Source organism: Pseudomonas sp. LBUM1643 (assembly GCF_059716215.1).
The window spans coordinates 6,354,345-6,377,182 of sequence record NZ_CP166813.1 but is presented as its reverse complement, the minus strand read 5'-3'; the positions used below and the strand labels follow the sequence as shown (position 1 = coordinate 6,377,182).

The window sequence follows — 22,838 nt, the reverse complement described above, 5'->3', positions numbered from 1 at the left end:
TCCCTTGTCGAATGCCTGCATCCTAGGCAGGCTATTGGTCTGTTGTAAGAGCCATTAACGACAAATTTTATAGGTCCATTGTCATGACGGACGCGCCGCTTTCCCTGTCCTTCAATCCTGCGGGTATCGAACTCGATCGCCGACAAGGGTTGAGCCGTCAGCTTTATCAGGCATTGAGAGTGCGTGTGCTGGATGGCCGATTGGCCAGCGGCACGCGTCTGCCGGCCAGTCGGGATCTGGCAGCGGCGCTCTCGATTTCGCGCAACAGCGTGGTGCGCGCCTACGATCAGCTGTATGCCGAGGGCTTTATCGAAGGACGTGTGGGTGATGGGACTTATGTCGCTCAGCTACCACAATCGAGCCTCCCGGCTAAAAAACTATCCACAAAACTATCCACAGGGTTTTCAATAGGGTTATCCACAGCCTTATCCACAAATTGGCTGGATTTACCTGTGATTCCATCCAGTAAAGTTATCCACAGAGGGGCTTTGGAGCGGGTTGAAAAGAACCATTTAGCCAAGCCTCCCAGTGGTCCACCGAGGGCTTTCAGGGTCGGTGTTCCGGCGTTCGATCTGTTTCCCTTCGAGGTCTGGGCCAAGCTCAACGCGGCTTTCTGGCGCAAACCGGATTTTCAGCAGCTGTGTTATGGCGACCCGGCTGGCGATCAGCGACTACGCGGATTGATCGCTGCGTATTTGCGCAGTTCGCGGGGCATGCAGTGTTCCGCTGAGCAAATAGTGATCACCAGTGGCGCGCAGCAGGCGATTAGCCTTTGTGCACAGCTGCTGGTGGAGCCGGGAGACGGCGTCGCGGTCGAGAATCCGGGGTATCGCGCTGCGGGTTATGCGTTCGCTGTGGCCGGGGCGAAGTTGCACGGGGTGTCCGTGGATAACGAAGGTATTGATTGCGCTGAGCTGAACGGTCTGAGCGATTGCCGATTGGCGTACGTCACCCCGTCTCATCAGTATCCGACCGGGGTCATCATGAGCCTCGCTAGACGTCTGGAATTGCTGGCATGGGCTGAGCGCACGGACGGCTGGATCATCGAGGATGACTATGACGGTGAATACCGCTACAGCGGTGCACCGCTGGCACCTTTGGCTGCGCTCGACCGGCAAGGGCGGGTGCTGTATGTCGGGACCTTCGGCAAGGTTGCATTTCCGGCGCTGAGACTGGGTTATCTGGTGCTGCCAATCGGGTTGGTAGAGGCGTTCTCCCAGCGCCGCGCCGTGGATGTGCGTCACTCGGAGGTCAGTACTCAAGCGGTGATGGCCGAGTTCATGGCCGCGGGACACTTTCAACGGCACATCCGCCGCATGCGCCGCGCGGCGTTGAGCCGGCGCAACACCCTGCTGGCTGGCTGGCCGAAGGACATCGAAGGCGTTGGCAGCCTGCCAGGCGTAGCGGCAGGGCTGCATCTGACCGTGGCAGTCGACAGTCTCGCCCGCGAAAAGGAACTGATCGACAAAGCTGCGAGTGCCGATATCGAGATCAACCCCCTGAGCAGCTACTGGCTACCTGATACGCGTAAACCGCAGGATCAGCGCGCCGGGCTGGTCCTGGGTTTTGCGGCGGTGCCTGAAGCTGCCATCATCGAAGCGCTCGCCTGCCTGGAGAAACTCTGGCGCCGATGAACGATGTGCGATAGCCGTTATGTGAGGAACAGGGAGCCGGCCAGTCGATGGTCTATTTCGGCACGGTAAATGGCAATGGACTGAAGCGCACTCAGCTCCCCGCGCTTTTCGAGTGCACCGCCCAACTTGCGCTGATCGACAGTCTTCAGGTGCGCGGCAGTGAACGCTGTTCTTGGCGTATCTGACGCCGGGTAATGGAAATGCGCATACCAAAGTACCTGGTTGGTTTCCTGATCGCGTATCTCGTATTCATCCATAAAGTCCTTGCGCTGGCCTTTCAGGCGCTGATGGTCCGGTCCTGGTTTGACAATGCGTTCGATCTTTACCAGGCCTTTGCCGTGCAGCCACTCAAGACGTCCCGCAGTGGGAGGCTGTATTTTGGTCATGCTGATACGCAGATCGCTGCCTTTTTCGTACAGTCCGGTCGCTCCGTCACTCAGCCGTTTGGTGACATCGGCCGCTGAGCCCGGACCGGATTCGGTGGCGTTCGCATTGGTGAGGGCTTGCTCGATGGCAGCGGCTGCCGTTTCCATTCGGCCAGCCTGCTGATGGAATATCTCCTCGATTTCCAAGGGAATGCGCCGAAGGTTTTTAGAGTGTGCCTCGGTCGCTCGGATAAACGGCTCCAGCTGTGTCAGCAAAGCTTCTCCTTCTTGAAGGCGGGTAGCCAGCGATGCACGCTTGGCGGCAGGTTCCGAGGGTTTGTCGGGAAGATGTTCAACCCAGACACCCGGCGTTTTCTCATGGAACGTGGCGATGACCTTGCCCGTCAGTGGAGATGTTACGTCGACCAGATCGGTGTCAGTGGTGTTCACTCGCGTTCTGGGCGTGCCGACGACGGTTCCTTTGAACCGCGTTTTGATAAGTCGATGCGGGGCGTTCGTTGGTCTAGAGGGGCCAGGAACAGGTTCGAGAGCCTTGCGCTCCTGCAGGAGGCTTCCCAGATGATTGACTGCGCGCTCGTTGAAGGCCTCGATACGCTGACGCATCAAGTCCAATGGAGGTTGCAACAGTTGCCCGGGGTACTCGCCGGGCAGGTCGATAACGCGTTGATCGATGGTTGCAAACTGCTCCACCAGATCACTGAACCCTTCGATGCGTTCAGCCAGCGTCGCGGTGTGATTTTCTTTGGCGAGGTCCAATGACGACTGAATGGTGAGACCCACATCTTCGACAAGGGCTACCATCGTTTGACGGGCAGCGCCGGTCGCGACGGTGTCGGTGTCATTCAGGGCAAGCTCTTGTGTGAGGCTGATCTGAAACAGCTTCAGGTCGTGCAGATCAAATTTGGGTAGCGTTGCCGTGTATTCGCTGGCGATTTCGGCGGCTTCTCTGCCGAGCCGTTTCAGCTCTTCGATCCGGGCGTGGGCAAACTCGATTTTTTCGATATATCCCTGGGTCAGTTCACTGGTCTGTTGATGAGTCTGGCGAGGCGTTTGAGTGTGTTCGGTTGACTCGTCATCAAGCAGGGCCAATGAGCGGCGCATGTAGGTACCAAAAACGGGATCCTGCTGCTGGCACCATTTCTTCGTGAGCAACAGTTGTTGATCCAGACAGCTGACTAATACCTCGCGGTAGTTGGCAATGGATTCAAGCGCGTTGAAAGCCTTGAGCTGATCAATGTAGACGCCGTAGACGACCAGCTGTCTGTCCAGCGTCTCGATCAGTCTTTGACGATGGGTGTCACTGACACCCGGTGCGACCTCAACAGCCTCTTTCTCCGCCTTTTCGAGCGCCGCCTTGAGTGCGGGTTTGTGCGTGTCGAACTTGTTAAGTTGCGCTTTCAACTCGGCTTTTCGTCGTGCATTTTCCTGTATCAGTGCGTTGCGTTTGCGACCCCCTCCTCGCAATCTCAGGCGTGTGTCGACGAACCATTCTCCTTTTGCAGAATGAGTCAGCAGGGGGCCAGACTTCGGCGGAGACTGACGGGTGTCGATGATCTGCACATATTCATTGTCATTGACGGTCACTTCGAACCAGCGTTGGCCGGCCTGGGCGTACCACTTCTGATTGAGCCCGCTCAAAAAACGGTGAGGCCCCGCCTTGGTCGCAGGGCTTGGCAGGCCTTCAGGTTTTGTAATGGTCAGTTCATCCAGTAGCGTCCCCAGCCCGGTACGTGCGAGGGCGCCAGAGGTGTACAAGGTGGTCGCGTGAGCCTCAGGCAACTGCTGCGCGGCGACGTCGGGTGATCGCGTCAGGGTGATTGTCGGCGCCGGTATGGTTTTAGCGGGTTCTTCCAGGGGCGCTGTCTCTTTTTTCAGCGCTCGCGCTGCCGGTTTGTGCCGTGTCGCGGCGTGATGGGCAAGGACCATGCCTAGAGACAGAAACAGGTCGGTCAGCGCGGCCCATGTGTGTTCGCTGTCACCTTTTTCGCTGGCTTCATTGGCTTCATGCAGATCGTCAATGATCTGCCAGATCCAGGTCGCTGTTGAAGCCGTGCGACCCAGAAACGGCAGTGCGATGTTGAACAGCGCCCAGGCCCCATGCTTGAGCGACTCCCAACGGCTCTGTGCATTGGACACTGACTGGCGATCCGCAAGCGTGATCATCGCGTTGGCATTGGCGGTGAACAGTGTCGTCAGGGCGGGTTGCGCAAGTGGCGTCGTTGCCAGTCTGACTTCCCCCATCATGCCGAGGGCCGATGTCGAGTCGACCAACCATTGCGACAACGTCCAGGCAGACGGCAGTCGACCGGGGAACACGTATTGGGAATAGTTGAAGCGCACCTCATCCGGCAACCAGGCCAGCACCGACTGGCGAAGCGTCGGGCTGTGTTTGACCGCATACAGCAGATTGGCTTCGCTGGGGTACTGTAAAAGCGGGTGTTCGAGTAGTGGGCGAAAGAGCAGGCAAGGCCCTTTGTTGGCGACTTTTGGTCCGATGACGAACATGTTAGCGACCTCATCGGCCTTGTCGTCGGTGCGACCTCCGGGAATGAAAGCGAGTGGCCGAATGACAATTTCCAGGTCGCTCACGTAGCGGTCGGTGGCTTTTTCCTGCATCGCCGCGACCACGTATTGGTATCCCAGGTCGTCAACTCCATCCTCGCCACGAATCTTGTGCTGCAGCGCTTGAAGCGGGAGCTGGATGCGCAGCTGGCTGGCGAACAGTTCCTGTCTTCGCTGCGTTTCCTTCGTGTCACCGAGCAGTTTGCGTTTGATCAATGTGGGATAGACCTCACCGATGTTGACGTCAGTGACCAGTTTCTCCAGATACGCCGGCGTCATCCAGGATTCCACTGCGCCGCCGTCAATTCGTTGGACGGTTTTGTTACCCAAAGGCACGGCAATCAGGTTTTGCAGGGCCAGGTCCGTCAACGACATCGTCACGGTATTGGTTTTACCCGGCACGATGAACGTGCCGTAAACCTCAAGGCTGGTGATGCTCAGCTCGACGTTTTCAAGCTTTGGATCGGTGGTCTCGGGATGATCTTTCACCACCCGGTCCCGCAGCGTTTTCAGGGTGAACGCCGACAACGCTGGAATGTCATCCAGATACGTTTTGCCCGCGTGTTTTTCCCGAAGCAAGGCCAGGTCCATCAAGTGTCGGCTATAGCGGGTCAGATCCGCGGGTTCGGCATTGTTCAGCCAGTCAGGCAACATGCGCTGAATCTTGTCGAAGCGCGCTTCGGGAAAGCCCTTGCGTTCGTTTTCGGCGGTCATGCGAGGGGTGAGCTCGCCTGCCGAAATCGAGTCATTGAGTTGGCCGATGGCCTCGATTTCGAGTGCGATCAGGGCACAGGCCTGATGGTCGAAAAAATGGCCTGTCGGTTCGTACAGGCGCCATCGCAACGGACCTGTGCGAGGCGGGGAATCGAAGCGACCGGACAACGACTCGCCAAATGAATCCAGTGAGTCGTATTGCTTGAAGCCTTCGGTAATCGAATGGCTGAGTACCAGTGTGCGCTTACCTACCGTACCCACAAGGACCGCTACGTCCAACACCCACAGATGCTTCTGCGACTCGTCGATGTCGACCAGGCAGGCTTTTGATTTATACGGGTCGTCGCGTCGGGTGGTTGAATCCGGGCTGTTGAACAGGCTCAGCGCCATGGCCTTTTGGTCTTCATCCCAGTCAGACACCTGCGTGATGTTCCAGAGGTTGCGCAGTGAGTTCGACAGTTGATGCCAGTGCGGTGTTGCGTCTTCGGTTTCCTGGTTCCAGTAATCCAGTTGTTGCTCCTGAAAGGCGACGAACAGCAGCGGAATCAGGCGGTTGATCATTCGGCCGATCGCATCGATTTTGACCGGGAGCTGGATCGCTGGATTAACGTGCGGTTGCAGTGTCAGAAAATGCTCGCCGTCAATGTAGGTCGCGGTTTTTGCGCTCAGGGTGAGCCGCACTAAGGCGTCAGTGAGCGACTCGAATCGGCTGTTGCCGGACGTGACCTGACCATCAATGACGTTCCAGACGGGCGTCACCACCATGGCGTTCCCCGGATCGATATTCAGGGTCGGGTATAAGGTGGCGAGCTCTGAGCGCAATGTGTTTGATGCCACTTCCCTGATAGAGGGACCGGTAACAAGATGGGTCAAAATATCTTCGGATTTCGTGTCGGGCATGGCCGTTTCCTTGTTGCCAATAGATACGCAGACCGCGGGGCTGCGCTATCGCCGAAAGGTAGAGGTCCATGAAGGAGGGGAGGTGGTAGATAGTTATCGCCGGGGAACAGGAGCCGCCCTTACGAGCGGGGTGACAAAACGCGCCCAGAGGGTGGCGCCTCGCGCCACCGTCAGGATTACCCGTCAGTTGTCGACTTTGGGTTCAAGATCAAAAAACAGTTTTCGCAGATCCGGGTCATCTATCTTGCGAAATACCCCGTCGATGGGCTCGACAGCGGTCAGTATTTTCTTCTGCTCTGGCGTCAGCGTTTTCAGATAGGTTTCCGAAATTTTCAGGTGAGCAGTGGTGGGAGTGTCCAGGGGGCTGTTGAAAGTCTGGTAATGGAAATGAGCCACCCACAGTTCCTTTTGTTTGTTTGTTTTGTCGAGAATTCGATACTCCTGAAAGTAGTCGCCCAACTGTTCGGTTTTTATTCGGCCTTTGTCTCGACGCAATTCAATCTGATCATTCTCATACAACCATCTGAACATGCTTTGGGTGGGCTTGCGTAGTTTGTAGAGGCTGGCGCGCACGTGTTTTCCGGACGTGCGCATTTTCACCGCGGCGGCACGTAACTCCGGCGCTAAACTGGCCACCGGAAATTCCTTGGTACGTGACAGAACCTGGTCAACGTTGGTGGCGCTTTGTTCAAGTTTGTTTGCTTGCTGATTGAATATGTCCTGCATGTCCGCAGGTATTCGAGAGGGTCGACTGGCGTCTTTTTTTGTTCGTTCAATAAAAGAGTTTGCATCTTCAGACAGATCGGAAGCGGCGATGATGATGTCTGCGTCACTCAGCACCGATAACGCTTGATGACGAGCATCCAATGTAATGCCGCCAATGGGCGTGTCTTCATTCGTTGGGGTTTCAGTGCTGGCCTGTTGACGTGGTCGGGTCTTTTTGACCTTGCCCTTCGGGGGCGGGGCTGCCTGCCTGGAGGGCCCGGCAGACGCTTTCGGTTTGGCGGGTTGCACTTCTGCCAGCAGGGCCGCGCGTAGTGTTTGAGCGCTTTTTTCGAATCCGTCGATGAGACCCTGCAGATGGTCGAGCCTGGCTTGCTTGAAATGGCCTGGGTAGGTTTCTGGCAATTCCCGAAACCGCTGATCGACGTCGGCAAGGGTTTCGATTAATCGGCTCAGTTCTTCGATCTGCTTTTGGGGACTGATGTCGTCGGGTGTTTTCTTCAGATACTTTGCAACCCGGTGGGCAGCAGTGGCTCCCCTGACAATCACATCCCCAACGTCATCACGCGCTTGCGTCATCGTCGCGCTTGCCTGCTCTTCGAGGCACAGCTCCTGGGAGATGCCGATTTCGTTAGCTCTGATTTCCCATTCGGTGAAGGACGGCGCCAGTTTGCGCAGTTGAATGGCTCGTTCGAGGCCTGGCATTCCGAGCGCGTTCAAAGTGCCGAGTTCTTCTCGCGAAAGCACCAGTTTTTCGGCCATCGCCTGACTCAAATCTGTCGCTCGCTGCACCTGGTCGACATGGACTTCCCGTGCCGGTACTTCTATCAAGACTTCAGAGCGCCAATCACGAGTCAACCGGACATATTCACTTTTCTTGACGAAGAACCAGTGCGAAAGATACTTCTCCAGCTCAGTGTGCATGCGTAACGATTCCGACATGTAGCTCGGTCCGCCACCCAGCGCATGCCATTCCCTCAGCTGCTCGAGGGCTCGTCGATAAGCACTGATCATTGCGTCGATTTTTTCCACGAGAACCACCAACAGCCGATCACGGGCCTCGCCCGTGGCTGCTTGAAATTCTGTCTGAGCCTTGGTGACAGCATTTTGTTTCTGTTGTTCGCTGCCTTCCACGTCCGGATCCTCCGGCCTGGCCTTTTTGCGCTTGAACAGCTCCCTCTCTACTTTCAATTGATTTCTGCGATGTTCATTCGCTTCCTTCAGCTTTTTGAGATCCCTTTTCGGCCCGCCGCCTTTCAATCGCAAACGCTGGTCCAGAACCCACCGCCCCTCATGGTCACTGGCCAAAAACGGGCCAAATTTTGTCGGGTCATCGGGATCGACGATCCGCACTTGGTCATCCTCGGTGACACTGACGTAGAACCAGCGCTCACCGACTTTGGCGTACTTTTTATCATCCAGATGATGCAGATAACGTGGTGTGTTGATGTCCTCGCTTGCCTCTAAGTTTTTCAGGTCTGGCAGCGTGACTTTGAGTGCATCCAGATAGACCACAAGCTCTGATGTCGAGCGACGGGGGACTGTTCCGGCGGGATCTACCAGAGTCACATGGGCCGAGGGCAGCTCGCCGGAAAGAGAAGCCGTGTCCAGCGTGACGGCGGTGGTCGCAGGGGATGGCGCCTCATGCTCTCGCAGCGCTTTGCGGGCAATGCCGGGCTCGCTGGACAGCGCTTTACGCCTCATCATTGCGTGATGGGTGAGAAGAATGCCCAGGGACAACAAAATGTCCGCCTCGGATTTCCACTCATTAAAGCTGTCGCCTTTTTCATGGGCATCCAGGGCCTGTTGAATTTGCTCGATAACTTGCCAGACCCACACGGCAGTGCCGAGGGCACCACAGAAAAAGTTGCTCGCGACGCCGAACAGCGCCCAGCTGCTTTCTTTCAACAGGGTCCAGCGCCGCTCGGCATTCGATTGCGACTGGCGGTCTGCAAGGGTGACCAACGCCTGCGTATTGTTTCTGAACAGTGCCGTGTGGATGTCCCCGGTCATTGCTTGAGTGTCCAGGACTACCCGACCGAACTGATCGGCCCGCAGGAACGGGTTGACCAACTGTTCAGCCACCAGCCAAGGAGACGGCAGTCCAACCGGAAAAACGTACTGGGAATACTCGAAGCTCAGCGTTGTGTTTGCCAACCACGCCAGTATCGAGTCGCGTAGCTCGCCGGGTTGGTGCAGGGCATAAAGCAAATTCTGCCGCGAGGGAAACTGTATCAACGGCACATCCTGCAGGGGACGGTAGAGCAGGCAGGGACCGTAGGCAGCGTTGCGAGGATTGATAATGTACATGTTGGTCACGGTGTCGCTGGTGCTGATCAAACGGTGTTGCGGCATCAGGGTAAGGGGGGAGACTGCGATGGGGTTCGCGTTTCCAGGGGCAGATTCCATCCATGTGCAGATGGTTTTATAGCCTTGCTCGTCGATACCCCCTTCCTGTTGGATCTTCCCTTCCAGTGTCTTGAGCGGTAACAGCCAGCGTAATTGATCGCGATAGAAATTCGCCTGGCGTTGGGAGGTGGCCGGGTCGTCGATCAACATTTTCTTCAGGTGTGCCGGATAGGCACTGCCAATGTCAACTTTGGTCGCCATTCGGGTGAGAAATGCCGGTGTCAGCCAGTCCGGAACCGGCACACCATTTTTGAATGAAAGGGTTGCCATGTAAGGCGCTTCGTTTTCCAGCGCGAACTCGGCCAGTGTTTCAGTGTGTTGATCGTGCGGGTTGGGCAGCGTGAAATTATCAACGGTAAAGCTATTGACGTAGGCGATACGTAAATCGTCCCAAGGCAGCGTCGCGGCCCCTGTCGCGCTTTTATCGGCAATGATCGCGTCACGCATCGCTTTGTGAGCGTATTGGTTGATGGAAGGTATTTCGGTTCTGGCGGTCTTGTACTTGGGTTTTCGATACAGTTTTCCCAAGGCGGTGACATAACGCCGGTAATCATCGATATCGTTGGCTGGAGCATTGCGCAACCAGTCCGGGATTGCCGCGTCGAGTTGTTGGAATCGAGATTGCTCGCGAGCATCGAGTCCGTTTTTTGGGTCAGGCACTTCGGTATACGCCTCGGCATTTTTCAGTGCACCAATGCTGTCTATTTGCGACGACACCAACGACCAGGCCATATGGTCGAGTACGTTGCCGTCGGGCTCGAACAATCGCCATTCCAGCGAGACGCCCTGCGGCACCGACTCGATCCGCTCAGGAAGCGAGCTTCCGAGCGCTTCCAGCGAACTGAAGGATTCGTAGCCACGGTCGATCGTGTACAGGGTGATGAGCTGGCGCTTGAGATACGTTGCCTTGATCACCAGTGCACCGCCGACCAGGAGATGCCTGGGTATGCCACTTTCGACGACGTCGATATCGATCAGGCAGGCCTGAATAGCCGAAAAGCCAGCGGTTACGTTTTTGCGCGTGGTTCTGTCCGGGTCGGTGAAGACCTCTCGTGCCATGGCGCATTCGTCTGCGTCCCAACCCTTGACCTGTTTTACATTCAGCACTTTTCGCAGCGAGTCGGACAGTTTTTGCCAGCGTGGAAGTTCATGCTCTTTTTCATTCCAGAAGTTCAGCTGGCGCTCCTGGAACTCGATGAACAACAGAGCAACTGTCGCATTGATCGTTTGAGCGATGTCCTCGATGCCAACCGAGAGCTGGATCGGGTCATCAGCCTGCGGCTCCAGGGTCAGAAAGTGTTCGCCTTCGAGGTAGTCCGCGGTTGTACCACCAAGCGCGTGCCGAACCACCGCGTGGCTCAGCGATTCATAATCGATCGTTCCACCTTGGATCTCGTCGTCGATCACTTGCCACTGCGGGGTACCGACTTTCGCGTTTTCGGGGTCGATATCCAGGTCGGCGTAGTGTTCTTTGAGCATTTGACGCAGCAAGGTCGAAGCGACTTCATGGAGCGTCGGACCGTGGCTGATCTGGTTGATCAGATTGCTTTTTTCCACCAGAGGGTCGGTGCTGCGGCTGTCGAGGGTGTTGTCTGTCATGTTGTTTCCTTCGGTGCTGGTATCAGGACGAACGTGTCAATCCTGGCGATGGCATCGAAGGTAAAAGGCGGTGAATCCAGGGGTGTGGTAGGTATTTATAGCAGTCAAAAAAAACCCGCGAATACGCGGGTCTTCAGGCGATAGGGCAGCAGCGGCGGCCCCAGGTGTTGCTTGCGCGATTGTTTCAGGTCCCGGATTTGATCTTCGTCCAGGCGCGCGTCCGCGCGCGTTCTGCATCACGCGGCAAGGGTTGCAGGGTGTAAAGCGTTTCCATGGCAGCGTCGGTCGGGTACAGGTTCGGGTTGTTACGGATGCCCGGGTCGACCAGTTGCGTAGCGTCCTTGTTAGGATTCGGGTAGCCAACGAAATCGCTGACAGGCGCGATCACTTGCGGTTGCAGCAGGTAGTTGATGAAGGTGTAGGCATCCTCAGTGTTCTTCGCGCCTTTTGGAATCGCGAGCATGTCGAACCAGATCGGCGCACCCTCCTTCGGCAAGCGCATGTCGACGACCACACCGTTCTTGGCTTCCTTGGCGCGGTTGGCGGCCTGGGAGAAGCTGCCGGAGTAACCGACGGCGACGCAGATGTCACCGTTGGCGATGTCGGCCATGTATTTGGAGGAGTGGAAGTAAGTGATGTACGGACGGATTTTCATCAGCAACGCTTCAGCCTTGGCGTAATCCGCCGGCTTCTTGCTGTTGGGGTCCAGGCCGAGATGCTGCAGGGCCAGCGGCAGGATCTCCGACGGCGAATCGAGCAGGGCGACGCCGCACTGCTTGAGCTTGCTGAGGTTTTCCTCCTTGAAGATCAGGTCCCAACTGTCGACAGGTGCGTTATCACCCAGGGCGGCTTTGACCTTGTCCGGGTTGAACCCGATCAGGATGGTGCCGTACATGTATGGCACGGCAAACTTGTTGCCCGGGTCGTTGGCTTCGATCAGCTTCATCAACTTGGGATCGAGGTGATTCCAGTTCGGCAGTTTGCTTCGGTCCAGCGGCTGGAACACTCCGGCTTCAATCTGCTTGGCCAGGAACACGTTGGAAGGCACCACGACGTCATAGCCGGAGTTGCCCGTCAGCAGCTTGGCTTCCAAGGCTTCGTTGGTATCGAAGATGTCGTAGACCAGCTTGGTCTGGGTGTTCTGGGCCTTGAAATCTTCCAGTGCCTTGGGGGTGATGTAGTCGAACCAGTTGTAGACGCGCAACGTTCGCTCTTCAGCGTGAACGGCTCCGCTGAGCACCGAGGCGCACAGCATCGGGGCCATAAGGCGCTTGAGTCTGTTCATTGTTTTTATTCCTTATTGAGCGCTTTCAAAACCTTCGAGTACGTTCACGGCATTGATGCCGATTTCTTCGACGGCGTAACCACCTTCCATCACGAACAGTGTCGGCTTGCCCAGTTTGGCGATGCGCTCGCCCATGGCCAGATAGTCCGGGCTGTCGAGTTTGAACTGCGAAATGGGATCGTCCTTGAACGTGTCGACGCCCAGGGACACGACGACGATGTCCGCACCGTAGGTTTCGATCTCTTTGCACGCCTGCTCAAGCGCGGCACTCCAGCTGTCCCAACCACTGCCCGCCGGCAAAGGGTAGTTGAAGTTGAAGCCTTCACCCGCGCCTTCGCCGAGCTCGTCCTCATAGCCGAGGAAGAACGGAAATTCAGCTTCCGGGTGGCCGTGGATCGAGGTGAACAGCACGTCGCTGCGCGCGTAGAAAATCGATTGTGTGCCGTTGCCGTGGTGGTAGTCGACGTCGAGGATCGCGACTTTTTTGTGGCCTTGATCGAGGAACGCCTGGGCGGCGATGGCGGCGTTGTTGAGGTAGCAATAACCGCCCATCAAGTCGCTGGCAGCATGGTGTCCCGGCGGGCGGCACAGGGCGAATGCACTGCGGGCGCCGCGCTGGATTTCTGCCTGTGCGGTCAATGCAACCTGGGCCGCGCTGTACGCTGCTTGCCAGGTACCGGCGGTAATGGGGGCACCGCCGTCGAAGCTGTAATAACCCAGTTGGCCGTGCAGGCTGGTGGGTTTGATCGCACGCAAGGTCCGCGCTGGCCAGGTGTAGGGCAGCAGGTCGCCGTCGGTGTTGAATTCAGTCCAGCGTGCCCACGCGCTTTTGAAGAAGTCGAGGTAGTCGCGGCTGTGGATGCGCGCGATGGGGTCGAGGCCAAAATCTTTCGGCGCTTCCACGGGACCCAGTTGCTGGTGTTGCACCCGTTGCAGGACATGGTCGGCACGGGAGGGCATCTCGAAGCAGGGTTTGAGTTGCCCGTCGATCAGTTCACAACGGCCGTGGTGCAGATGGTGGTCATCCGAGTAGATCGTCAGCATTTCTTGTTCTCCGCAGGCTGATTCGGTTGAACACAGTTTTGCGGCGCAAGGCGTTTGGGAGAACGGCAGGAAAGGCCAAAAGGGGATTTATGTGGCCAAAATAGTTGACCGAAATTCGCCCCTCTGTGGCGAGGGAGCTTGCTCCCGCTCGGCTGCGCAGCAGTCGTAATCCGGTAACCCTGCTATCTGGAGTGAGAAATGCGGCGTTTTATTCGGGTTTGCTGCGCAGACCAGCGGGAGCAAGCTCCCTCGCCACATATCAAGGCCGGAACTGACTGGGCGCCACGCCACTCCAGCGCACGAACGCATGGCGAAAGCTCGCGGTCTCGCTGAATCCCAGCGCTTCGGCGATCCGGTAGATCGGCAGCTGATCTTCACAGAGCATCAACTTGGCTTGCTCAAAGCGCAATTCGTCGAGCAATTCCTGATAGCTGCACCCCAGATCCTTCAGATGCCGGCGCAAGGTGCGTGCTGAACAATTCATCTGTTGCGCCAGACCTTCCAGCCCCGGCGCTGCATTCAACTGCGCGCGCAGCAACTGACGAATCCGCCCCAGCCAGGCCTGGCGCCCGGTGAACTCGGTGTTTTGTTTGCGGCAGCGTTCGGCCATGGCCTGGTGGGTGATAACGTCTGCGAGCGGTAAGGGTTCGTCGAGCCAGCGTTTGTCGAACGCGAAGGCGTTGTCCCGGGCGTCGAAGTGCAGTGGGCAGTTGAAGTGCTCGGCGTAAGTCGCCTGATAGTCTGGCGCACCATGCTCGAAGCGAGTCGCCAGCAACGGCAGCGAATGCCCGAGCAGGTCGTCGCAGATGACTTTCAGCGACACCAGGCAAAACTCGGCGTTGAACACGGCCAGCGCCGGATTCTCTCGGTAATCGGCGGCCACGAACCAGATACGCTCGCCGTCTTCTTCCAGGCTCAGTTCGAAAAGTGTTCCCAACAGCGCCGGATAACGCATGGCCAGACGTAACGCGTCACCGAAGGTGGCACTGGTGAGCAGTGCATAACCGAGCATGCCGTAGGAAGAAACGTGCATCCGACGCCCCAGTTCCAGGCCGATATCGCGCTTGAGCGCCACAGCGTTGGCGCACACTTGCATCTCTTGGTTGGTGGTGATGCGCGTGTCTGCCCGGTTCAGGTCCGCTGCACTGATACCGCTGCCGGCGAGCAGCGCTTCGCTGGACAGGCCTTGGCCCTTGAAGGCGTTGAGCACCAGAGAAACAGCATTGAGGGTGGTGAGGTGGGAGTGGAGCATTCGGTCGTCCGGCGTTGGTCAGGCTTGAAACTATGCAACATTTGCGCCCGTTTTATTGATCTCTAATAAGAGCACCTAATAAGGAGAAGTTTTTAATTATATAAATGCTCCTGTTGGTAGTATGTGGCTCCACGCCTATTTATTTTGAAGTATTTAAATTAATGAATCTACTGTCATAAGTGTCAGTTGTTCGTGTGATTGGTTGCCGTTGGTCAGATCTCACTTGTGGCTTATTAGAGTGTTGGTTTTTATGCGTATTTTATTTGACCCAATGAGAGACGAGAGCTAGCGTGAAATTGCAACGCACATTTATTCTTACTTTCAGTGGGATGATGAAAAATGGATTCGCAAAAAATTGGAAAAAAAGTAGGGCTTTTTGCAGGACAACTTAAAGTCACGATGGACAATCAGGAGTTTGTTTACTCGGCGTACGATATAAGTGGTAGCGGTACTATGATGGAGGCAATTTTTAATAGAGTAGGGGAGCTTCCTTCTAAAAACGGTGTCCGGATTAGAACGTCAACGGAAAATTATGGGAAGGAAGTTATCATACCCAACGGATCGACATGGCTGATATTATTTGTCGAGGGCGTACCCTATACGTCGGCGACTGGGAGATTAACGTTTAATTATGACGAGGAGCGCTATTCGGCGCATGGTAGCTTTAGCATTCAGATGCCAAGTGAAAGTCCGTACGTCAACCTGACGGATGGGCTTTTCAGTATTGATCCGTTCTAGCGCTGACAATGTAACCCTCTTTTAAAGAGAGTTACATTGTCAGCGCTAGTCCACTAAAATTAGTACGATTCAGACTCTATACAGATCACCTCACAGATCCAGTTCAATCAATTGCCGCACTTCAGCGGTTTCGAGCCCCGCCCCCATCAGTGCATGCATCTTGCCGAACGCCGCTTCGCGGGTCATGCCGCCACCTGACAACACGCCGACACCACGCAACCGGCTGCCAGCCTCGTAGAGATCCAGCTCAACGCCGCCTTCATGGCACTGCGTTACCGCGACAACCACCACACCGTTGTCTCGCGCTCGCGAAAGCGCGGCGAGAAATGCCGGATTGTCGCTTGGCCCGGTACCGCTGCCATAGCACTCCAGCACCAGACCCTGGATACCGCTGTTCAGCAAGCCATCCAGCTGCTCGGCGCCAATCCCCGGGAATAACGGCAGCACGGCAACGTTGGCCAGTTGTTTAGGCTGGTTGTAGTTGAGCTGCGGCGGCAGGGTGGTCGCTTTCGTTCCGCCACCCTGACGCGCCAGCAACTTGAACGGATGGCGCCCAAAACTGCGTACTTTCGCGCAACGGGTCGGGTCCAGCAGTTCGCCGTGGAAGTACAGGTGTACGCCCGGTGCCAAACCTTTCCCAAGGGCCACCAGCGCGCCGCTCAGGTTTTCCCAGGCATCGCTGTCCGTCACGCCAGCGGGCAGCATGGAACCAGTGAAAACGACGCGAGCGTGCAGGCCGAGCAATTGAAAACTCATGGCCGCGGCGCTGTAGGCGAGGGTGTCCGTGCCGTGAAGGATCAGCACGCTGTCGCAGCCTTTCACATCAACAGCGTCGACCACCGCTTCGCGCAATTGCTGCCAGTAAGCCGGTGACATGTTCGCGCTGTCGATCAACGGCGACATCTCGCGAAAGCGCCACTGCGGCACCACCAATTCAGGCTGGCTGTGCAGGTACTCACGCATCCGTGCTTCGAAACCGGACGCCGGGGCCAGACCGTGTGCACTCGCTTGCATGCCGATGGTGCCACCGGTGTAGAGCACCATGACGTGCTGGGCGGCGGGGTAGGTCGAGGAATTCATGTTGGTTCTCCGAGAGCAATGACTTCCCTGTAAGAGCGAACCAGTGGCCGGCTCACTCCTACATAGGGTATCGAGAACTTTAACCGATCAGCGTTGCGCTGCGGGTACGCCTTGCGGCTCAGCTTCTGCCTTCAGAGCGGCTGCTGGCGGATGCGCTGGCCAGGCTTTCAGATCCAGGTCCAGGTCCGGGAACTTGCTCGAATCAAATACCGGCGTCTTGATGCCGGCAGCACGCTGGTCATCGTAGTCACGCAGGATGCGCATACCGACCTTGAACAGCAGAAACAGCGCGATCAGGTTCACGAAGGCGAGCATGGTCATGGTGATGTCGGCGAACGCGAACACGGTGCCAAGGTTCTCGATAGCGCCCCAGAAGATCAGCACCAGGACCAATGCGCGGTAGCCAATCAGCGCCTTACGGTTTTCGCCGATCAGGAAGCGCAGGTTGCTCTCGCCCAGGTAGTAGTTGTAGAGGATCGAGGTGAACACGAATAACGCCAACGCGACCGAGATAAACATGCGGCCCCAGTCACCGACCACGGCGGCCAGGGAGTTCTGGGTCAGGGCAATGCCGTCGCCTTCGAAGCCTGGGGTATAGAAGCCCGAGAGCAGGATCAGCAATGCGGTGCAGGTGCAGATCACGAAGGTATCGAGGAACACGCTGAATGCCTGAACCACGCCTTGCGCCACCGGGTGCTCGACCGACGCCACGGCGGCCACGTTAGGCGCACTGCCCAGACCAGCCTCGTTGGCGAACACGCCGCGCTTCACGCCCATCACAATCGCGCTGCCGATCAGGCCGCCGAAGGCCTGATCGAGACCGAAAGCGCTTTTGACGATGGTCATCAACATGCCTGGCACCTGATCGAATTGCAGCACGATCACGTAGATGGTCACGCCGATGTACACCAGGGTTTTCACCGGTACCAGCAGGTCTGCGACCTTGGCGATGCGCTTGATGCCACCGATGAACACCAGGCCCAACAGCACGGCCAGACCGATGCCGGTGTAGGTGGTGTCGAGGCCGAAAGCGTTGTTTAGCGAGTGAGTGACGGCGTGGGACTGCAGGCCGTTGAAGGCAAAGCCGAAGGTGATCAGCAGCAGGAACGCCATGATCATGCCCAGCCAGCGTTTTTGCAGGCCGTGCTGGATGTAGTAAGACGGGCCGCCACGGTAGGTGCCGTCGGAGTCGCAGCGCTTGTAGAGCTGGCCGAGGGAGCATTCGAAGAAGCTGCTGGACATGCCGACCAGCGCGGTCACCCACATCCAGAACACCGCGCCCGGGCCACCCAGGGTAACGGCGATGCCGACACCGGCAATGTTGCCTGCACCGACACGACCCGCCAGGCTGAGCATCAGGGCCTGAAAGGAGCTGAGTTGGCCGGCACTGCTTTTGAGGCTGTCGCGGAACACCGCGAACATGTGGAAAAAGTGACGCAGTTGTACGAAACGCGAGCGGATCGTGAAGTAGCTACCGAGCCCGACAATGAGCACGATCAGTACTTTCCCTGAGAGGAAGTCGTTAATGACTTCGAGCATGGAGTATTCCTCGCTGTTTTTTATGTAGAGCAACATGCTGGGCGGAGCGGAAACATCGCGTTACACCGGATTGCGCGCGGCAAAACAGGCGAGGCGAAGGTTTCGTCCCGGTTCCAAATTGCGGGTTTGTTATTAGTTCGGGGTTCGCATGGGTTGTGGCCTCGTTACCGACGACCGCTCATGCGAAGAGGGGCGGCACTATACCGATGAGTGCGGCGCCCGTCTGCACGGAGGTGGTGCAAGATCAAAAGATCGCAGCCTTCGGCAGCTCCTACAGGGGAATGCATTTCAAATGTAGGAGCTGCCGAAGGCTGCGATCTTTTGATCTTTTTGCTTTTAAAAAAAAGGGCCTGGGGAATAAATCCCCAAGCCCTCAAAAGGTGAGAGGTGTCTAGTCCCTCGACCTGGTGAGCGGTAACTACAGCGTTTGGTCAAGCCTTTAAAGGCACCAGACGCGGAGCAATCATGTTTTCCGGACGCAGGATGTCGGCGAGCATTTCGTCGTCGAGCAAGCCTTCTTCGCGCACCAGCTCCAGCACGCCGCGGCCGCTTTCGAGGGCGATGCGGGCGATACGGGTGGCGTTTTCATAGCCGATGTACGGGTTCAGCGCAGTCACCAGGCCGATCGAGTGCTCGACCAGTTCGCGGCAGCGCGCTTCGTTGGCGGTGATGCCGACGATGCAGTGCTCGCGCAGCATGTCCATGGCGCGTTGCAGCAGGCGGATCGAGTCGAAGATCTTGAACGCGATCAGCGGCTCCATCACGTTCAGTTGCAACTGGCCGCCTTCGGCTGCGATGGTCAGCGCCAAATCGTTACCGATGATCTGGAACGCTACCTGGTTCACGGCTTCCGGAATAACCGGGTTGACCTTGCCTGGCATGATCGAGCTGCCTGGCTGACGCGCTGGCAGGTTGATTTCGTTGATGCCGGTACGTGGACCGCTGGACAGCAGGCGCAGGTCATTGCAGATCTTCGACAGTTTGACGGCGGTACGCTTGAGCATGCCGGAGAACAGTACGAAGGCGCCCATGTCCGACGTGGCTTCGATCAGGTCGGCCGCTGGAACCAGCGGTTGACCGCTGATCAGTGCCAGGCGCTGAACGGCCAGGTGCTGGTAACGCGGATCGGCGTTGATGCCGGTACCGATGGCGGTGCCGCCCAGGTTCACTTCGGTCAGAAGCTCTGGCGCCAGTGTTTTCAGGCGTGCCAGGTCTTCACCCAGGGTGGTGGCGAACGCACGGAATTCCTGGCCCAGGGTCATCGGCACAGCGTCTTGCAGTTGGGTACGGCCCATCTTCAATACGTGGCTGAATTCTTCACCTTTGGCAGCGAACGCCTGGATCAGGCTGTCGAGGCTGGCGAGCAGGGCGTCGTGACCCAACAGCAGACCCAGACGGATCGCGGTCGGATAGGCGTCGTTGGTCGACTGCGCCATGTTCACGTCGTTGTTCGGGTGCAGGTACTGGTATTCGCCCTTCTGGTGACCCATGGCCTCCAGCGCGATGTTGGCGATGACTTCGTTGGCATTCATGTTGGTTGAAGTGCCAGCGCCGCCTTGAATCATGTCCACCACGAACTCTTCGTGGAAATCGCCGCGGATCAGTCGTGCACAGGCTTCGCTGATAGCTGCGTGCTTGGCGTCGCTCAGGTGACCCAGCTCACGGTTGGCGTCAGCGGCGGCCTGTTTGACCATTGCCAGACCGACAACCAGCTTCGGATAGTGCGAAATCGGAACGCCGGAGAGACGGAAGTTGTTCACCGCTCGCAGGGTCTGGATGCCGTAATACGCTTGAGCCGGTACTTCGAGTACGCCAAGCAGGTCTTTTTCTGTGCGGAAAGATGCAGCGGAGGACATGATAGAAATCATCTCGATATGGACCCGGTCTGTGCCGGAACACCGCAAATGCTAGGCTTGTAGAGAATTTTCGGCCAATGCCTTTAAACACTGCCCTATGCAAATTCGGCATAATGCCCGTGTGACGCCGTGATTGCGGCGAGCGTGCGACCTAATTTGGTGCGTGTCCGGGAGGGCGTGATGAATCTGGAAAGTAAATGGCTTGAGGACTTCAGCGCCCTGGCCGCGACGCGCAGCTTCTCCCAGGCGGCGGAGCGACGCTTTGTGACGCAGCCGGCGTTCAGTCGCCGAATCCGCAGCCTTGAAACGGCGTTGGGTCTGCAACTGGTCAATCGTTCGCGCACCCCCATCGAACTGACTGCGGCGGGGCAGCTGTTTCTGGTGACTGCGAGAACCGTGGTCGAACAACTCGGTGAAGTGTTGCGTCACCTGCATCATCTGGAGGGTGGGCAGGGCGAAGTGATGCAAGTGGCAGCTGCTCACTCGCTGGCGCTGGGCTTCTTTCCGCGCTGGATTGCTCAGCTGCGTAACGAAGGCCTGAACATCGCCACACGGCTGGTGGCGACCAACGTTGGCGACGCGGTGCATGCATTACGTGAAGGTGGCTGCGACTTGATGCTGGCGTTTTACGATCCGGATGCAGCGCTGCAGATGGATCCCGAGATTTTCCCGTCGCTGCACCTTGGGCATACCGAAATGCTGCCGGTATGCGCGGCGGATGCCGACGGAAAGCCGCTGTTCGATCTCGAAGGCGAGGCGAGTGTGCCGTTGCTGGCCTACAGCGCCGGTGCGTTTTTGGGTCGTTCGGTGAACATGCTGCTGCGCCAGCGCGCGCTGCGCTTCACCACCATTTATGAAACGGCCATGGCGGACAGTCTGAAAAGCATGGCGCTGGAAGGTTTGGGCATTGCGTGGGTTCCGCAACTCAGCGTGCGCGCCGAACTGGCGCGCGGTGAGCTGGTGGTCTGCGGCGGTGCGCAATGGCATGTGCCGCTCGAGATCCGGTTGTACCGCTGTGCACTGGTGCGCAAAGCCAACGTGCGGTTGTTGTGGCGCAAGCTTGAAGGTGGCGCCGCGCAAGGCACAACCGGTTCTTGAAACCGGTAAAGATCCAATGTGGGAGCGAGCCTGCTCGCGATGACGGACTAACATTCACCATCAATAGTGACTGACCCACCGCTATCGCGAGCAGGCTCGCTCCCACAGGGGATTTGTGTTGTTCTTCAGCTGACCTTAAAGTCAGTAAAACCGGCACTTTGCGCCGTATGACAGATGGTCGTAACGGGGGCTGTTTATCTGCTCCATTGAGGTATACTGCGCGGCCTTCGGCCGGTCACGACCGGCCATTTTTCGTACAATCAAGCCACGCATTCTGCGTGGCTTGTTGTTTTTTGACGCGCCTGCGGGCGCCCAGAGAGATGAGGCACGACGATGAGTGCACTGGTTGGCGTGATCATGGGCTCCAAGTCCGATTGGTCCACCCTTAGCCACACCGCCGATATGCTGGAAAAGCTCGGCATTCCATACGAGGTGAAAGTGGTCTCTGCCCACCGCACCCCGGATCTGCTGTTCCAGTATGCCGAAGAGGCCGAGGCGCGTGGCATCGAGGTGATTATCGCCGGTGCCGGCGGCGCGGCCCACTTGCCGGGCATGTGTGCGGCCAAAACCCACCTGCCGGTGCTCGGCGTGCCGGTGCAGTCGTCGATGCTGTCGGGCGTCGATTCCCTGCTCTCTATTGTGCAGATGCCCGCGGGCATTCCGGTTGCCACTCTGGCCATCGGCAAGGCTGGCGCGATCAACGCCGCATTGCTGTCGGCGAGTATCCTGGGCGCCAAGCATCCGCAGTTCCATGCGGTGTTGAAAACTTTCCGTGCTGAGCAGACAGACAGCGTCCTGGAAAATCCAGACCCACGCATCGCCTGAGGTTGTTGACGATGAAGATCGGTGTAATCGGTGGCGGCCAGTTGGGTCGCATGTTGGCGCTGGCGGGTACTCCGCTGGGCATGAACTTCGCTTTCCTCGACCCGGCGCCGGATGCTTGCGCCGCTGCGTTGGGCGAACACCTGCGGGCCGATTACGGCGATCAGGACCACCTGCGTCAGCTGGCCGATGAAGTCGATCTGGTGACTTTCGAGTTCGAAAGCGTGCCGGCCGAAACCGTGGCATTCCTGTCGCAATTCGTTCCGGTGTACCCGAGTGCCGAAGCCCTGCGCATCGCCCGCGATCGCTGGTTCGAAAAGAGCATGTTCAAGGACCTGGGTATTCCAACCCCGGCGTTCGCTGACATTCAGTCGCAAGCCGATCTGGACGCCGCCGTGGCTTCGATCGGTCTGCCGGCCGTGTTGAAAACCCGCACCTTGGGTTACGACGGCAAGGGTCAGAAAGTGCTGCGCAAACCTGAAGATGTGGTCGGTACGTTTGCCGAGCTGGGCAGCGTTGCCTGTCTGCTGGAAGGCTTTGTACCGTTCACCGGTGAAGTCTCTCTGATCGCCGTGCGTGCTCGCGATGGTGAAACGAAGTTCTATCCGCTGGTTCACAACACCCACGACAGCGGCATTCTGAAACTGTCCGTGGCCAGCACCGACCACCCGTTGCAAGCCTTGGCTGAAGACTACTCCAGCCGCGTGCTCAAGCAGCTGGACTACGTTGGCGTGATGGCATTCGAATTCTTTGAAGTCGACGGTGGCCTCAAGGCCAACGAAATCGCCCCGCGGGTCCACAACTCCGGACACTGGACCACCGAAGGCGCCGAGTGCAGCCAGTTCGAAAACCACTTGCGGGCCGTTGCCGGTCTGCCGCTGGGTTCGACGGCCAAGGTCGGCGAGAGCGCGATGCTCAACTTCATCGGCGTCGTTCCACCGGTAGAGAAAGTGATCGCGATTGCCGATTGCCATCTGCACCACTATGGCAAGGCGTTCAAGGTGGGTCGCAAGGTCGGTCACGCCAACCTGCGCTGCGCCGACAAAGCCACGCTGGAGCAGCAGATCATCAAGGTCCAGGCGCTCATTGCTGAATAGTTTCATCTGACGGCGGCGGAACCATTCAAGGACCGCCGTTCTCTCATGGCAGTATGCAAAAGTCTGACTAGGCTTTAGTCACTTACTCAGAGGGAAATGT

General features: G+C 57.6%; 13 protein-coding genes. 5 read left to right on the top strand and 8 right to left on the bottom strand.

Features of this window, described 5'->3' with window-relative positions:
* Positions 1-83 precede the first annotated feature (83 nt).
* Complete coding sequence (gene pdxR / locus ACA063_RS28865; RefSeq protein WP_497664252.1) at positions 84-1,634, top strand: MocR-like pyridoxine biosynthesis transcription factor PdxR; 1,551 nt, start codon at positions 84-86, stop codon at positions 1,632-1,634.
* A gap of 17 nt (positions 1,635-1,651) precedes the next feature.
* Here pdxR and ACA063_RS28860 read toward each other — a convergent pair whose 3' ends face one another.
* From ACA063_RS28860 to ACA063_RS28840, 5 genes are all read right to left on the bottom strand, one after another.
* Positions 1,652-6,196 (bottom strand): dermonecrotic toxin domain-containing protein, encoded by a 4,545-nt coding sequence (locus ACA063_RS28860; protein ID WP_497664251.1) that lies wholly within the window; start codon positions 6,194-6,196, stop codon positions 1,652-1,654.
* Positions 6,197-6,379: 183 nt separating this feature from the next.
* On the bottom strand, positions 6,380-10,927 hold the full coding sequence (locus ACA063_RS28855; RefSeq protein ID WP_497664250.1) for a dermonecrotic toxin domain-containing protein: 4,548 nt from the start codon (positions 10,925-10,927) through the stop codon (positions 6,380-6,382).
* A 184-nt stretch (positions 10,928-11,111) separates the two neighbouring features.
* Positions 11,112-12,212, bottom strand: coding sequence for a polyamine ABC transporter substrate-binding protein (locus tag ACA063_RS28850; RefSeq protein WP_497664249.1), 1,101 nt, complete (start codon positions 12,210-12,212; stop codon positions 11,112-11,114).
* A gap of 12 nt (positions 12,213-12,224) precedes the next feature.
* On the bottom strand, positions 12,225-13,256 hold the full coding sequence (locus tag ACA063_RS28845) for a histone deacetylase family protein (protein ID WP_497664248.1): 1,032 nt from the start codon (positions 13,254-13,256) through the stop codon (positions 12,225-12,227).
* Positions 13,257-13,515: 259 nt separating this feature from the next.
* A complete protein-coding gene (locus ACA063_RS28840; RefSeq protein ID WP_497664247.1) occupies positions 13,516-14,508 on the bottom strand; it encodes an AraC family transcriptional regulator in 993 nt (330 codons plus the stop codon).
* 339 nt (positions 14,509-14,847) lie between these two features.
* Here ACA063_RS28840 and ACA063_RS28835 point away from each other — a divergent pair, with 339 nt between their 5' ends.
* Complete coding sequence (locus ACA063_RS28835; RefSeq protein ID WP_497664246.1) at positions 14,848-15,246, top strand: hypothetical protein; 399 nt, start codon at positions 14,848-14,850, stop codon at positions 15,244-15,246.
* A gap of 90 nt (positions 15,247-15,336) precedes the next feature.
* Here the strand turns inward: ACA063_RS28835 and ACA063_RS28830 are convergent, their stop codons facing one another.
* From ACA063_RS28830 to aspA, 3 genes are all read right to left on the bottom strand, one after another.
* Entirely contained in the window at positions 15,337-16,326 is a 990-nt protein-coding gene (locus ACA063_RS28830; RefSeq protein ID WP_497664245.1) for an asparaginase, read from the bottom strand.
* Between the two features lie 87 nt (positions 16,327-16,413).
* Positions 16,414-17,865: an alanine/glycine:cation symporter family protein gene (locus tag ACA063_RS28825; RefSeq protein ID WP_497664244.1), complete on the bottom strand. Its 1,452-nt coding sequence runs from the start codon at positions 17,863-17,865 to the stop codon at positions 16,414-16,416.
* 431 nt (positions 17,866-18,296) lie between these two features.
* Positions 18,297-19,721: an aspartate ammonia-lyase gene (gene aspA, locus ACA063_RS28820; protein WP_162436605.1), complete on the bottom strand. Its 1,425-nt coding sequence runs from the start codon at positions 19,719-19,721 to the stop codon at positions 18,297-18,299.
* Between the two features lie 180 nt (positions 19,722-19,901).
* Between aspA and ACA063_RS28815 the strand changes: the two genes are divergently transcribed.
* The 3 genes from ACA063_RS28815 to ACA063_RS28805 all read left to right on the top strand — a co-directional run bounded on the left by ACA063_RS28815 (position 19,902) and on the right by ACA063_RS28805 (position 22,738).
* Positions 19,902-20,819 (top strand): LysR substrate-binding domain-containing protein, encoded by a 918-nt coding sequence (locus ACA063_RS28815; protein WP_497664243.1) that lies wholly within the window; start codon positions 19,902-19,904, stop codon positions 20,817-20,819.
* 333 nt (positions 20,820-21,152) lie between these two features.
* The gene (purE, locus tag ACA063_RS28810) at positions 21,153-21,644 is read left to right on the top strand and encodes a 5-(carboxyamino)imidazole ribonucleotide mutase (RefSeq protein WP_017341565.1); all 492 of its coding nucleotides are present in this window, start codon (positions 21,153-21,155) and stop codon (positions 21,642-21,644) included.
* Between the two features lie 11 nt (positions 21,645-21,655).
* A complete protein-coding gene (locus ACA063_RS28805; RefSeq protein WP_497664242.1) occupies positions 21,656-22,738 on the top strand; it encodes a 5-(carboxyamino)imidazole ribonucleotide synthase in 1,083 nt (360 codons plus the stop codon).
* The last annotated feature ends 100 nt before the right edge of the window (positions 22,739-22,838 follow it).